Raw genomic sequence first — 14729 nt, forward strand, 5'->3', positions numbered from 1 at the left:
TATTTGTTTTTCATAAAATATCACTAAAATAACCCCATCCAATATAAATTGGATGGGGTATTTAGTTGACTCATAAATTTTCTCAAAATTATTTTAATCACTTAATCTTGGCAACGGCTGAACTGGTCCAAAACTTTGGAAAGGCCAAATTCTCAATATAGGTCTTCCAATCACTGCTTCTTTTGGAACAAAACCAAAATATCTACTGTCTAAACTTTCCTTTGAATTGTCGCCCATGAAAAAGTAAAAACCTTTTGGAATTTTAATATAAACCTCTCCATTTTCAGTCCAGACATAATCATCAAAATCTATATTCTTTGGTTTTAAATATTCATCTACATATTCATGATATGGTATTCCATATGGGACAGGATCCATTCCTCCAATTATGCTGAATATAGTATTCGCAAGTTCAGTTCCATTATTAAGTGCGATATTATACAAAAAATTTCTATATTCAGTTTTATTATCTCTTAACCTACTTGCTTGGTCTAAATATTTCCACAAATTAGGATATTTAAAAATACCATCAGGTTGATAATTAACATTCTTTAAGTTTTCTGGAATTTTGCCGTTAACAAATAATTTCCAATTACCATCTACATTCTTTAAAGTAATTATGTCCCCTTCTTTAGCAACTAATCTTTTTACATATTTTACATGTCCCTTAAATTTAGATGGAGCAAATAAATCCATAAACTTGTCAAATGCTCTTAACATTTGCTCTGCTCTTTCATCTCTAAATGGAGTCCAAAATACCACAATTTCACCAATTTCTGGCTCACGTGCTTGATATGTAATTTTTTCAATAAAAAGGCGGTCCCCAATATTAATCGTTGGGATCATAGATCCTGTGGGGACCAACATAGTTTCAAAAACAAATAATCTAATAATAGTTGCTGCAACAATTGCATACAAAAGTGTAATCACAACTTCTTTGGCAATTTCTTTAGGAGATTTTTTCATTGTTAATTACCTTCTCTCCTTAATTTTCACCTTTCCGCGTACTTCTCTTAAATAGTATAATTTTGCTCTTCTTACCTTTCCTCTTCTAACAACTTCAATCTTTTCAATTATTGGAGCATACAATGGGAAAATTCTTTCTACACCAACACCATTTGCACCAATTCTTCTAACTGTAAAAGTTTTGCTAATACCAGAACCTCTCATAGAAATTACAATTCCTTCAAATGCTTGTGTTCTTTCTTTGTTTCCTTCTTTAAATCTAACATAAACTTTTACTGTATCACCAGGTCTAAATTCTGGAACATCCTTAATCTGATCTTTTTCAATAATTCTAACAAGGTTATCCATACTCATGTTAATCCCTCCCTTTATACTATACATTTTCTCCAATTAATCTATCAAGAATAATAGCAACTGCTGCCCTAACAGATAAATGGTTAAAATCGCTTTTTGCTCTTACTGGTTCTAATGCATAATTGCATTTGGACAATATCTCATCGGGCATTCCCCAACCTGTTCCAAACAATATTAAAATAGGTTTTTCTGATTCAAGTACCATTTTTCTTCCTTCTTCAAAACTTATCGTATTTTCTCGCATTTTAGCAGAAGTAAACATTATAATAGGTTTTTGCCCTTCCAACCGTTCGATATCTTCTAATACATCTTCAAAATAAGCTTTCAATTCAACTAATGAAAGTGCTTCAGAACGATTTGGATTATACTCTTTTCCAAATCCTTCTCTCCAATATTCTAAAACCTTTTTTACTATATCCTGCTGTGCTGGCAGATTGTTAACTAAATAATACCTTTTAATTTTATATGTCCTGCTTGTTCGTGCAATATCATGTATATCTAAATTCGTCACTGCTGTTGATATAATTTTCCCATCTCTGCCTAATATAGGATAATGAATTAAAGCAATATACAACTTACTTAACATTATTAATCAACTCCCTGAAAAGTTCAAGCAAAGCCTTTTTATCAACTTCATCAAATTCTTTCTTTAAAAATAAATCTGGCCTTCTTTGAATAGTCTTTTTCAAAGACATCTTCCTTCTCCAAATTTCAATTTTTTCATGGTTGCCTTCCAATAATACTTCTGGAACTTTTTTACCATTAAATTCTCTTGGACGCGTATAATGAGGATGATCTAATAATCCAGTATTAAAAGACTCTTCTATTACAGATTCTTCAGAAATTATTCCAGGAACAAACCTCGAAATTGCATCAATCATTACCATAGCTGGAAGTTCTCCACCAGTTAAAACATAATCTCCAATTGAAATTTCATCATCAACTATTTCCATTACTCTCTCATCAATTCCTTCGTATCTACCGCAAATTATTAACAAATTCTCTTTTAAACTTAACTCTTTGACAAGATCATTGTTGAAAGTTCTTCCTTGTGGACTAGTTAAAATTGTATGAGGTTTTCCAAAAGTTTTAACATAAAAGTCGTAAAACTTAAAGAACGGCTCTGGCTTCATAACCATTCCTGGACCGCCACCAAAAGGATAATCATCGACAGTTCTGTGCTTATCACTTGTAAAATCTCTCAAATTAAAAATGCTAATCTCTATTTTATTCTCTTGAACAGCTCGTGAAATAACTCCATATTTTTTTATTACTTCAACCATTTCTGGAAAAATTGTCAAAACACTAATTTTCAATCCAACCACTCCGGTACTTTAACAACAATTTTTTTATTTTTCTTGTCTAAAGTTAAAATATAATCATAAATCACAGGTATCAAAATTTCATCTTCTTTATTTTTATTAACTACTATTACATCATTACTACCTGTTTGTATAACTTCATCAACAATTCCTAAAACTTTTCCCGTCTCATCTATAACTTGGCTTCCAACTATTTCAAAGAAATAATATTCATCATCCGATAAATTTGGTAATTCATCCTTATTAATATAAACTTTTGAACCTACAAATTTTCTAGCATTTTCAACATTTTCAACACCATTTAGTTTAATAATGTAGTAACCATCAGCTAATCTTAAATTTTCTACAGTTGCAACCATAAACTGTTTTGTATTTTCATTATAAAGAAAAATATCTTCCAAAGACTCAATAATTTCTGGAAAATTAGTAAACGGATGCAATTTTAACTCTCCTTTGAGCCCATGTGTTTTTCCTAAAATTGCAACTGCAACCTTTCCGTTCAAAAGCTCCCGGAGAGTTTTTATCATCTTACCACCTTCAAAATAAAATTATTCTCATCCGTTATAGAAGATAACAAAATTTTTATTGACTTTATTGTTCTCCCATCTTTTCCAATAACTTGACCGACATCCTCAGGATTAACGGATATTTCAAACACTTTTTTTCCATTTTCTTCAAACTCCAATACAACAACCTCATCGGGATTTTTTACAATCCCCTTGAGCATATACTCAAGGAGTTCTTTCATTTATTTTCCTCCTTCTTTGTTCTCTTAAGCTCATCAACCTTTTTAAATACTCCTGCTTTTCTTAATAAATTCCTTACAGTATCACTTGGCTGTGCTCCTTTCATAATCCATTCTACAGCCTTATCAACATCAACATTCAAAATATATGGATCCTTAATCGGATCATAGTAACCTAAACTTTCAATGTATGCACCGTCTCTTCTCTTTCTTTGATCCACAACAACAATTCTGTAAAATGGTTGTTTTTTCTTTCCCATACGAGTTAATCTTATCCTTACCACTCTAAACACCTCCATCAAATTTTTTAAATTTTAAATCCTTTTAGATTGAATGGTAATTTTCCTTTCTTAAATATCTTCATCATTTTTTTCATTTCCTCATAGTTTTTAAGAAGTTTATTCACTTCTTGAACGCTTGTACCGCTACCTTTTGCTATTCTTTTTTTTCTGCTAGCATTTAAAATTTTTGGATTTCTTCTCTCTTCAGGTGTCATTGAATTAATTATTGCTTCAATTACTTTTAATTCTTTTTCACTCTGATTTATATCCACTTTCGGACTACCTGGCAACATCTCAACAATTTTTGATAATGAACCTAACTTTTTTATCTCTTTTAATTGCTCTTGAAAATCTTCAAGTGTAAATTCTGCATTAAGCATCTTTTTACCTAGTCTTTGCATTTTATCTTTATCAAGTTCTTGCTCAGCTTTCTCAATTAAACTTAAAACATCTCCAAGACCTAAAATTCTACTAGCAATCCTTTCAGGATGAAACTCTTCTAAGTCTTCTATCTTTTCTCCAACTCCAATAAATTTTATTGGTTTATTAGTAATATACCTTATCGAAAGTATCACGCCACCTCTTGCATCTCCATCCATCTTTGTAACTACATATCCTGTAACATCCAATCGTTCATTAAAAATCTTTGCAGAATTTACAGCATCTTGCCCAGCCATGGCATCCACAACCATCAATATTTCATCTGGATTAAGAATATCCTTTATTTCTTCCAATTCATTCATCATTTCATCATCAATATGCAAACGCCCCGCAGTATCAAAAATTACAACATTGTATCCACTATCTTTAACTTCTTTTATAGCCTCACGAACTATTTTAACTGGATTTTTTCGATCGCCACAAAAAACTGGCACATCAATTTTCTTTCCTAACGTTATTAATTGGTCTATCGCAGCAGGTCTATATGTATCAGCAGCAACCAAAAATGGCTTTTTTCCTTTTTTCTTAAGCAAATTTGCAAGTTTTGCCGCCGATGTAGTCTTACCACTTCCCTGAAGTCCAACCATCATAATGTAAGAGGGAGAATGTACAAGACTTAATTGGGATTTTTCTCCCATAACCCTAATTAATTCATCTCTTAAAATTTTAATAAACATCTGATCCGGGGTTAACGACTTTAATACTTCCTCACCTGTGGCTTTTTCAGTTACCTCTGCAATAAATTCCTTTACTACCTTGTAATTTACATCAGCTTCTAACAATGACAACTTTACCATTTTTATTGCTTCTTTTATATTTTTTTCAGTGATTTTTCCTTTTCCCGAAAGCGTCTTAAAAGCTTTAGAAAGTTTTTCTTGTAAACCTTCAAACAACTCCAATCACCTTCCTTCACTTTCATTAGTATATAATACTTTTTTACTAATTCAATTAAATTTTTGTAGCCGATTGAAAAATTATCCAAAATTATATGTAACAATCATGTTAAGCAAAACTTGTCGCTTAACTTAACTGATAGTTTTTAGTTAACTTTATAGTAACAAATTATAGAAAATATTTTATTGATGTACTTTATAAGATATAGTATAATAGAAGCATCCCAAGGGGAGCTCCACAATCCGGGGCTGAGAGGAAGGTGGAAACCTTCGACCCTTAGAACCTGAACCGGGTAATACCGGCGGAGGGATGGGATGCAAAATCCCTCCAAAAAGGAGGGAATTTTTTATTTTAAAAGGAGGGGTTATATGAAAAAAGCACTTATTTATTTAATATTAACTATCTCAGTAATTTCATTATCAGTAGAAAAACTTGTCGTTTATACATATGACAGTTTTGTATCTGGTATTGGTAAAGAAATTGTTCCAATTTTTGAAAAAAAGTATGGTTGTAAAGTAGAACTTTTATCTTTTGGTGATGCTGGAACTGTGCTTTCAAGACTTATGCTTGAAAAAAATAATCCTAAAGCTGATGTAATAGTTGGTCTTGATCAAGCGTTATTAATTAGAGCCATCGAAAATGATCTAGTTCAAAAATTTAAACCTGAAAATTTATCTTTGCTAAAATATCCAGAATTGTATAATGAATACGGCACTCCATATGATTTTGGTGCAATTGCTATTGTTTATAACAAGGAAAAAATTAAAAATCCACCAAAAAGCTTTAACGATCTTTTAAAAGATGAATTTAGAGGAAAAATCGTTGTTGAAGATCCTAGAACTTCAAGCACTGGTCTTAGCTTTCTTCTATGGACTATTGCGGCATTTAATGAAAAATATTTGGATTTTTGGTCCAAATTTAAAGACAATTTACTGACAATAACACCAGGATGGGACGAAGCATTTGAAATGTTAGAATCAGGCGAAGCTGATATCATGGTTAGCTATGCAACCGATGGTGCATACAGCTATTATTACTATGGCAACGTCAAATACGTTCCAGTAATTTTAGATGAAGGTGCATTTGTTCAAGTTGAATATGCTTCACTTGTAAAAAATGCTAAAAACGTAGAACTTGCAAAAAAATTCATAGAATTTCTACTTTCAGATGAATTTCAAGAAAAAGTTCCTTTAAATCAATGGATGCTTCCTGTTACAAATGTAAAGTTACCTGAAGCTTTTAAATATGTTCCTGAAATAAAAAAAGTTCTTGAGATAAAAAATGATATTTATAAGAATCAAGAAAGGATTTTAAAAGAATGGTCAAAAGAAGTAATTGGTGGCTAATTCCAATTACATTTATAATGGGAGGAGTTGTCCTCCCATTTACTTTTTTATTTATAAAGATAGGTGGTATAAATATCAAATCAATTTCTGATAACTTTAATATTATCAAATTCACTATTTATCAAGCTTTTATCTCATCTATATTAGCAACCGTTATAGGCCTTCCTGGAGCATATATCGTTGCTAGAACAAAAATGAATAATTATTTAAAATCCACTTTTAGAATACTGTCAGCCATTCCTTTTATTTTACCGGGAGTAACAATGAGCATAGGTTTTTTAATGACATTCGGAAACAATGGATTAATCACAAAATTTCTTAAGTTATTTGGTTTTAACCAACGACTACTTTATACTTTTTCTGCTATAATTATCGGCCATGTTTTTTACAATTTTCCACTTTTTATCCGCATAGTTGGAGAAACTTGGGAAAAAATAGATTCTAGTATTATAGAATCTGCAAAATTAGATGGCGCAAATAATTTATTAATCTTTTTTAAAATTGAATTTCCATTAATTCTTTCATCAATTTTAAAGGCCTTTCTTTTGACGTATGTATATACATTTACGAGCTTTTCAGTTGTACTAATATTAGGTGGCATAAAATATTCTACAATCGAAGTTGCTATTTATATGTATACAAAAATCTTGTTTGATTTTAAAAGTGCACTTACTTTATCGATAGTCCAAATAATATCAATATCGCTCATTTCATATATTTTATCATTCGAAAAGCACACATTCTTATCAGGAAAATCTTTGAAAGAAAAATTCCCAATTTGGGGTTATTTTTATCTATTTTTAACAACTATATTTATATTTATTCCTCTTATTTACTCTCTGCTTTCTGGTTTTATTAAATATGGCGGTGGATTTGGGATTGAAAATTTTAAATTACTATTTTCTTTAGATCTTAAACGCTATATTGGAACTAGTTTTCAATCGATGATCATTTTTACCCTAATATTTTCAATATCTGCATCTTTACTTACAATATTAATATCAACCATCGCTTCTTATTATAACATTAGAAAAAAATTAAAACTAGAATATATAATGTTAATACCTGCAGCAATTTCACCTGTAACACTTGCATTTTCATATATTGCTATAGGAATAAGTCAATTTATTGCAATACCAATAATTTACTCACTTATAAGTCTTCCTATTGTTTTTGGGATTATTTCCAGTGGTTGGAAAACATTAGATGAGTTTTCAGAAGAAGCAGCACTAATTGATGGAGCTAATTCATTTATTTTAAATTTCAAAATTAGAATTCCTCAAATGAAATATCATATACTTACCGCTTTTGTTTATGCATTTACGCTTTCTTTAGGAGAAATGTCTGCAACCATTACATTATCTACTCCACCGGTTTCTACCTTCTCCATTTCAATATATAGACTTCTTAGTTCAAGGAAAATCCCTCAAGCAAGAGCTCTTAACTCCATTTATTCTATAATAGTGTTAATTTTGTTTTTAATAATTGAAATTTTGAGAAACAAAAATAAAAATGACTAAATTTCAATATTAAATAATTTCTTTGCAATAATACCTATAATAAATGATACAATCATTACGCCAAAACTAATTAAAAACATTTCTAAAAAATATTGTTTAAATGTCTTTTCTTGAACAACAGAAACAAAATACGAAAACAATAATATAACAACTATTGCATTTACAATTAAAAAAGATAAAGAAATCATTGGATTTGAAAAAATAAGATAAGGTATTACAAGAAATATAACCGTTAAAATATAAGCAATTCCAGTATATATAGCTGCTTTTAATGGATTTTGAGAATTCTTATCTGCTTTTTGAGATAAATATTCAGATGCTGACATTGAAAGTGATGCTGCAATTCCTGTAATAATTCCAGATAATGCCACCATTCTTGAATTTTGAAAAGCAAAAGTCAATCCAGCAAGCGTTCCAGTAAGTTCAACAAGTGCATCATTCAATCCTAATACCATTGAGCTTATATAATTTATCTTTTCTTCATCAATTAGTGATAAAAGCTCCTTTTCATGAATATTTTCATCGTTAATTATTTCATTTATTTCATTTATTTTTCCAATTAAATCTTTATACTTCTTTTGTGCCGATTCTTCACCTTTTTCCATTGCATTTAATGCAAAAGTTAAGCCAAATAAAAATGACAAGAATGTATACCACCATACTTTAAAAATATTTGGTTTTAATTCTTTATTTGTGTATTTTTTAAAATAATAATAATGCTTTAATTCATCATCTGCTATTTTTATTAAAACGTTTTTATTTCTCTTATTTTTAGAAAAACTAGCAAGTTTTTTATAAACATAATATTCTGTAATCTCATTTTTCTGAAACTGAATTAAGTACTTTTCTTTATACATTTAAACACCTCCTAATATTTATTTTAGCATAAAAAACGCCGAGCTAAATAGCTCGGCAACAATATTATTTTATATTTATATACTTTTAACTTTCCAAATATCTTTAGCATACTCTCTTATAGTTCTATCACTAGAGAACATACCAACTCTTGCAACATTCAGAAGCGCTTTTTTATTCCATCTATACTTATCTCTGTATATAAAATCAATCTCTTTATGTCTCGTTTTATAACTATCAAAATCTGCAAGTAGCATATATTCATCTGCTTGAGCTCCATTTAAACCGAACAAAAGTGATTGGAAAATATCTTTAAAAAGATCCGGATCTTTTTTATTAAAATAACCGTTATTAATAGCATCTAAAATCTTTCTTATATTTTCGTTTCTTAAATATATCTCATATGGATTATACAACCTACTTTCCTTGAGTTTAGCTACTTGTTCTGCAGTCAATCCAAAAATGAATATATTTTCATCACCAACACACTCTTTTATTTCTATGTTTGCTCCATCAAGAGTCCCAATTGTTAACGCTCCATTCAATGCAAACTTCATATTCCCAGTTCCAGAAGCTTCTTTACCAGCAGTCGAAATTTGCTCACTAACATTTGCGGCTGGAATTATTATTTCTGCAAGAGATACATTATAATTTGGCACAAAGACTACTTTTATCTTATCTGCAATTTCTTTATCATTATTTATTACATCTGCTACACTATTTATTAATTTTATAATTAATTTTGCCATTCTATACCCTGGGGCTGCTTTTGCTCCAAAAATAAACGTTCGTGGATATATATCTTGCTCAGGATTTTCTTTTAACGTTTGGTATAAATAAATTATGTGCATTACATTCAATAATTGCCTTTTATATTCATGGAGTCTTTTGACTTGAACATCAAAAATAGAGTCAGGATCTACATCAATATTCAATTCCTTCTTAATATAATTTGATAATCTAATTTTATTATTCTGTTTAACTTTATAAAATTCATTCAAAAAAACTTTATCGTCTGCATATTTCTCTAAATTTTTAAGATGATCTAAATTAACAATCCATTCATCACCAATCGTATCAGTAATCAACCTTGAAAGTTCAGGATTACTTTGTAATAGCCAACGCCTTTGAGTAATACCGTTAGTTTTATTATTAAACTTTTCTGGCCATATATCATAAAAATCTTTAAATACACGTTCTTTTAATATATCAGTATGAAGTTTTGAAACACCATTTACTGAAAATGATCCAACTACAGACAAATTAGCCATTCTCGCTTGTTTAACATGACCTTCTTCAAAAATTGAAACATTTCTAATCTTCTCAACATTTCCAGGATAATACTTTGAAACATTATCTAAAAATCTTGCATTAATTTCATACATAATTTCCAAATGTCTTGGTAGCAATCTTTCTAAAAGATGAACTTCCCATTTTTCCAATGCTTCAGGCATAACAGTATGATTGGTATAAGCAAAAGTTTTTGTTGTTATTTCCCAAGCTTTCTCCCAGGGTAAGAATTCTTCATCTACAAGTATTCTCATTAACTCTGGAATTGCCAATGCTGGGTGGGTATCATTAAGCTGGATTACATTCTTTTCAGGGAAAATGTCAAAATTATTGCCAAATTGAGCCTTAAATCTTCTAATGATATCTTGAATTGAAGCTGAAACAAAGAAATATTCTTGTTTTAACCTCAACTCTCTTCCTGCATAAAATGCATCATTAGGATACAACACTTTTGAAATTGCACCAGCTATTGCTTGAGACTCAACAGCTTTTACGTAATTTCCTTTTTGGAAATTATCAAAATCAAACTCAGTAATTGGCTTAGCAGACCATAATCTTAATGTATTTGCAACGTCATTACCATATCCAACAACAGGAGTATCATACGGAAGAGCTATTACATCATATGTATCTACCCATCTAAATCGAGTATTTCCTTCTTTATCCTTATAACTTTCAGTTCTACCAAAGAATTTTACTTTAACTGCTCTATCTTTTCTCTCTATCTCCCATGGATTTCCGTTTTTTAGCCAGTCATCAGGAACCTCGACTTGAAATCCATCCTTTATTAGTTGCTTAAAGATACCATATTCATATCTAATACCATATCCGTATCCTGGATATGATAAAGTAGCAATTGAATCTAAAAAGCAAGCAGCTAATCTTCCAAGACCACCATTCCCAAGGCCTGCATCAGGCTCAATTTCAGAAAGCTCATCAAGACTAAGTCCAATTTCATCCATTGCTTTTTTTATTTCTTTATCAATTTTTAAATTTAAAATATTATTGTATAAAAGACGTCCCATAAGGAATTCAATAGATAAATAATATACCCTTTTAACATCATTCGATTCATAATATTTTTTCTGAGTTTTTAACCATCTTTCCAAAACCCTATCTTTGACTACCAAAGATAATGCAAAAAACTTATCCCACATCGTTGCATTTTTAAAATCTTTCCCTAGAGTTAAATTGAGATGATCAATAAAATTTTCTTTTAAATCCTTTACCTTTTTTGAAGTTCTGTATTTCTCATCTTTTAATTTTTTTGAAACGTCCATCTTATATACCTCCATTCGGAATCGTTTCCAATATATTTTTACCAAAAACTACTACAATTTTATAATTATTATCACAAAATGTCAAGAAAAAAGAAGATTTTAATTACATTTTTCAAATAAAACAAAAAAACCGGCTAAAAAGCCGGTTTATTGAAAAAATTAGTATCCGAATGAAAAGATACCTGTAGCTCCTTTATAATAATAGAAGAAAGCAACATAATCTCCTTTTTTAACATTTTTTATTGTATTATTCCAGTCATTTATATTTTCAATCTTGTATGTTTTTCCACTTATAGCCATTTTGTAAATTACATATCCTTCTTTTATGAATCCATTTTTACTTTTTACTACAATTACACCATTTACTTCCTCGGGTATCTGATACTTTTCTCTATCAGCCCTGTCAATATCTTTTACAATAATCCCTGCAAATTCCTGGGCTTCTACCTCTTCTTCAAAGCTTTCCTCGACTCTACCTAAAATGACTTCAAGCTCAATTTCCTTGCCCCTTCTATCAATTTTTATTTTTATTTTTGAGCCCGGGGTATAATTGTGAATAATAGATGCAAGTTCACCTGCAGAAGATACTGACATATTCTCAACTTCTAGTATAACATCTCCCTCTTTCAAACCGGCTTTTTCTGCTGGAGAATTTTTAACAACTTGTGCTATGTAAACACCTTTACTAACTTTTAATCCTAAAGCCTTCTTTAATTCATCAGTCACTGTTTGCATATACACACCAAGATATGCTTTTTCAACTTTACCTGTTTTTATAATGCTATCAATAAATCTTTTTGCTGTATTAATTGGAATTGCAAAACCTATATTCATCGCTTCAGAAGGTGCAATAATTGCAGTATTTATACCTATTACTTGACCATGTATATTCAACAATGGACCTCCACTATTACCAGGATTAATTGCAGCATCAGTCTGGATTAAATTTGTATAATAACCTGAATTATCCGGCTTTGGTATTTTTCTACCAACAGCTGAAACTACACCCAAAGTTACTGTATGTTGAAACCCTAATGGATTCCCTATAGCAATTGCCCATTCTCCAATTTTTATTTTATCAGAGTCCCCAAATTCTAGAACTGGTAAATCCCTATCTTTGGGATCAATTTTTAAAACAGCTATATCTAATTCTTTATCTCCACCAATATATTCAGCTTTATATTCTGTTCCATCCAACAAACTCACTTTAATTTCCTCAGCACCGTCAACAACATGGAAATTCGTTAAAATATACCCTTCTTTATCAAATATAAAACCCGAGCCTAGACTTGTTCCTTTTTGTTGATATTGTTTTGGAATATCGCCAAACCACCTTTTAAAGAAATCTTCAATAAATGGATCAATATATGAGGTTGAATAAACTGTTGCCTCAACTTTAACAACTGCCGGTGCAGCTTCTTCAACTACCTTTGTAACTGGGCTGACATAATCAGGATTTACATACGAAAAAATCATTAATGAAAAAAAACCTAAAATAAGCATAACAGAAAACTTCTTCACAAATATCACCTCCACTTTCTATAATATCGATTTTTCAACGATTATTTACAATTTCTGAACTATTTGACTTTAAATATCACTTTTAAGTTCTAAAATATTGTTTTCAATTTTTACATATTATGTTATAATGTAAATGTAAGGTAACAATTATTCGGAGGTGATAATTATGAAGGTTGAAATGATGGTAAAAGATAAAATTGTTACAATAACCGATGAATCACCATTGTATATTATGTTGAGAGATTTGTTTTATGGTGGAGATTGGTATAATATGAAAAAAGATTTTAATGACAAAGCATTTTTAAACGAGATCGAAAACCTAGAATTTATAGAGAAAAACATAACCATCTTGAATGATTCATTTTATTCACCAATAATTTGGTCTGAGCTTGTTTCTTTCTTCAATGAAAAAAACATAACACCTGAACTTTTTCAGCATGCAACTGTTGATGGGCTTTATGAATTATCTATAGAATATGCTGATAAGGATCTACTTGGTGATGCTAAAAATATCTTAGAATTTGCTATTAAGGTTGACAAAAATTTTGCCCCGGCTTATGATTTTCTAGGAAGCATACATATCGAATTAGGAAATATTGAAGAAGGAATAAAATTTCTTAACAGGGCTGTTGAAATAGATCCTTGGCTCGTACAATCATATTCAACATTAGGTGAAGTTTACTATAACCAAGGAGATTATGAAAAAGCTATCAGCTATTGGCTTAAAGAAATTGAATATTCTCCAAATGACATATTCACTTATTTCATGATTGCAGATGCATATACAAGAATGAAAAATTATGAAAAAGCTGCAAATATTCTAAATAAACTTTTAGAAATTGACAATAATAACATTATTGCGATGTATGAATTATCTCAAATTTACAGAGAAATGGGCAAAACTAAAGAAGCTGAAACAGTTGAAAAAGAAATACTTAATGCAAAACCAATTGATCCAAATGGAATTGAAATATGGGCTAAAATAAAGATGAAGTATAATAAATATGATGAAATTGTAGAAGTAATTGAACCAATGATTGATAACACAGTTGATTCACTTCATCTAAAAGCATTATTAGTTGTTCCTTACATAAAATTGGGAAAAATAGAAGAGGCAAGAAAATATTATGAAGAACTCAAACAAAATGATTTTTGGTATTTGTTTGGTAAAAAGGAAATCTTTGATAAATATCTAACAAAAAAGGAGAAAGAACTTTGTGGTATTTTTTAAATTTTCTCTTAGGAATAATTTTAGGTAGTTTTTTAAATGTAATTATTTATAGAAGCGTGGAGGGTATTAAAATTTATGATCCTCCACGTTCTTTTTGCCCTATCTGCAAACATCAATTAAAATGGTATGATAATGTTCCATTGTTAAGTTATCTTTTACTTAGAGGAAAATGCAGATATTGTGGTTCAAAAATTCCTTTTAGGTATTTTTTTGTTGAATGCATTGTTGGAGTTCTTTTCCTAATTCATAGTATTCTTTTTAATTATACAGAAGCAATATTGTTAAATATTATTGTATTTGCTATAATTCCAGCCATATTCATTGATTTTTCAATAATGATGATACCTGATTTTTCATGGATTTTAATATGGACAGTAAGTATTATAGACTTATTACTAAGATATGAATTATGGTATCTTAAAACTCTTTCTTTAATTACAATAATGATTATTTTTTTAGTAATAAAAAAAATATACAAAGAAGGCCTAGGGGAAGGAGATATATATCTAATTGCACCATTTTCATTTCTCTTAATCCCTCCTTTAAGTATCTATTTATTGCTATTTTCATCAATTTCAGCTTTAATTTATGCCATTATTAAAAAGAATAAAATCATTCCATTTGGGCCTTTTATTTCAATTTCAGGATATTTTCTATATTTTTTTATGTTAAAATATTACTGA

At 29.7% G+C, this 14729-nt stretch carries 15 protein-coding genes and 1 riboswitch; of the genes, 4 read left to right on the top strand and 11 right to left on the bottom strand.

What is annotated here, in order from left to right; genetic code table 11:
• Window positions 1-93: 93 nt before the first annotated feature.
• The 8 genes from lepB to ffh are packed head-to-tail and all read right to left on the bottom strand — an operon-like array spanning window position 94 to window position 5002.
• Window positions 94-966, bottom strand: coding sequence for a signal peptidase I (lepB, locus tag HNP65_RS07835; protein ID WP_184619708.1), 873 nt, complete (start codon window positions 964-966; stop codon window positions 94-96).
• Between the two features lie 6 nt (window positions 967-972).
• Complete coding sequence (rplS, locus tag HNP65_RS07840) at window positions 973-1320, bottom strand: 50S ribosomal protein L19 (protein ID WP_126993483.1); 348 nt, start codon at window positions 1318-1320, stop codon at window positions 973-975.
• A 19-nt stretch (window positions 1321-1339) separates the two neighbouring features.
• Window positions 1340-1906, bottom strand: a complete 567-nt coding sequence (locus HNP65_RS07845) for an RNA methyltransferase (protein ID WP_184619709.1) — start codon at window positions 1904-1906, stop codon at window positions 1340-1342.
• Window positions 1896-2636: a tRNA (guanosine(37)-N1)-methyltransferase TrmD gene (trmD, locus tag HNP65_RS07850; protein ID WP_184619710.1), complete on the bottom strand. Its 741-nt coding sequence runs from the start codon at window positions 2634-2636 to the stop codon at window positions 1896-1898. The genes HNP65_RS07845 and trmD overlap by 11 nt, the downstream gene beginning before the upstream one ends.
• Window positions 2633-3169 carry a ribosome maturation factor RimM gene (rimM, locus tag HNP65_RS07855; RefSeq protein ID WP_184619711.1) on the bottom strand — a complete coding sequence of 179 codons (537 nt, stop codon included), beginning with the start codon at window positions 3167-3169 and terminating at the stop codon, window positions 2633-2635. The genes trmD and rimM overlap by 4 nt, the downstream gene beginning before the upstream one ends.
• Window positions 3166-3390 (bottom strand): KH domain-containing protein, encoded by a 225-nt coding sequence (locus tag HNP65_RS07860; RefSeq protein WP_184619712.1) that lies wholly within the window; start codon window positions 3388-3390, stop codon window positions 3166-3168. The genes rimM and HNP65_RS07860 overlap by 4 nt, the downstream gene beginning before the upstream one ends.
• Entirely contained in the window at window positions 3387-3671 is a 285-nt protein-coding gene (gene rpsP / locus HNP65_RS07865) for a 30S ribosomal protein S16 (RefSeq protein WP_004103399.1), read from the bottom strand. Before rpsP ends, HNP65_RS07860 begins: the two co-directional genes overlap by 4 nt.
• Window positions 3672-3694: 23 nt before the next feature.
• The gene (gene ffh / locus HNP65_RS07870) at window positions 3695-5002 is read right to left on the bottom strand and encodes a signal recognition particle protein (RefSeq protein ID WP_184619750.1); all 1308 of its coding nucleotides are present in this window, start codon (window positions 5000-5002) and stop codon (window positions 3695-3697) included.
• A gap of 217 nt (window positions 5003-5219) precedes the next feature.
• Window positions 5220-5330, top strand: a riboswitch (TPP riboswitch).
• Between the two features lie 41 nt (window positions 5331-5371).
• On the opposite strand from ffh, the gene HNP65_RS07875 reads away from it, so the two are divergent.
• Window positions 5372-6349 carry a thiamine ABC transporter substrate-binding protein gene (locus tag HNP65_RS07875; protein WP_184619713.1) on the top strand — a complete coding sequence of 326 codons (978 nt, stop codon included), beginning with the start codon at window positions 5372-5374 and terminating at the stop codon, window positions 6347-6349.
• Window positions 6322-7869, top strand: coding sequence for an ABC transporter permease (locus tag HNP65_RS07880; RefSeq protein WP_184619714.1), 1548 nt, complete (start codon window positions 6322-6324; stop codon window positions 7867-7869). The genes HNP65_RS07875 and HNP65_RS07880 overlap by 28 nt, the downstream gene beginning before the upstream one ends.
• Here the strand turns inward: HNP65_RS07880 and HNP65_RS07885 are convergent.
• The 3 genes from HNP65_RS07885 to HNP65_RS07895 all read right to left on the bottom strand — a co-directional run bounded on the left by HNP65_RS07885 (window position 7866) and on the right by HNP65_RS07895 (window position 12815).
• Window positions 7866-8726, bottom strand: coding sequence for a VIT1/CCC1 transporter family protein (locus HNP65_RS07885; protein WP_184619715.1), 861 nt, complete (start codon window positions 8724-8726; stop codon window positions 7866-7868). The two genes, HNP65_RS07880 and HNP65_RS07885, sit on opposite strands and share 4 nt — an antisense overlap.
• 75 nt (window positions 8727-8801) lie before the next feature.
• Entirely contained in the window at window positions 8802-11294 is a 2493-nt protein-coding gene (locus tag HNP65_RS07890) for a glycogen/starch/alpha-glucan phosphorylase (RefSeq protein WP_184619716.1), read from the bottom strand.
• A gap of 159 nt (window positions 11295-11453) precedes the next feature.
• A complete protein-coding gene (locus tag HNP65_RS07895) occupies window positions 11454-12815 on the bottom strand; it encodes a Do family serine endopeptidase (protein ID WP_184619717.1) in 1362 nt (453 codons plus the stop codon).
• A 166-nt stretch (window positions 12816-12981) separates the two neighbouring features.
• Between HNP65_RS07895 and HNP65_RS07900 the strand changes: the two genes are divergently transcribed.
• Both HNP65_RS07900 and HNP65_RS07905 read left to right on the top strand, forming a co-directional pair.
• Window positions 12982-14046, top strand: coding sequence for a tetratricopeptide repeat protein (locus HNP65_RS07900; protein ID WP_184619718.1), 1065 nt, complete (start codon window positions 12982-12984; stop codon window positions 14044-14046).
• A complete protein-coding gene (locus HNP65_RS07905; RefSeq protein WP_184619719.1) occupies window positions 14031-14729 on the top strand; it encodes a prepilin peptidase in 699 nt (232 codons plus the stop codon). Before HNP65_RS07900 ends, HNP65_RS07905 begins: the two co-directional genes overlap by 16 nt.

It is taken from the genome of Thermosipho japonicus, assembly GCF_014201655.1.
In the GTDB taxonomy this organism is placed as follows: Bacteria; Thermotogota; Thermotogae; order Thermotogales; family Fervidobacteriaceae; genus Thermosipho; species Thermosipho japonicus.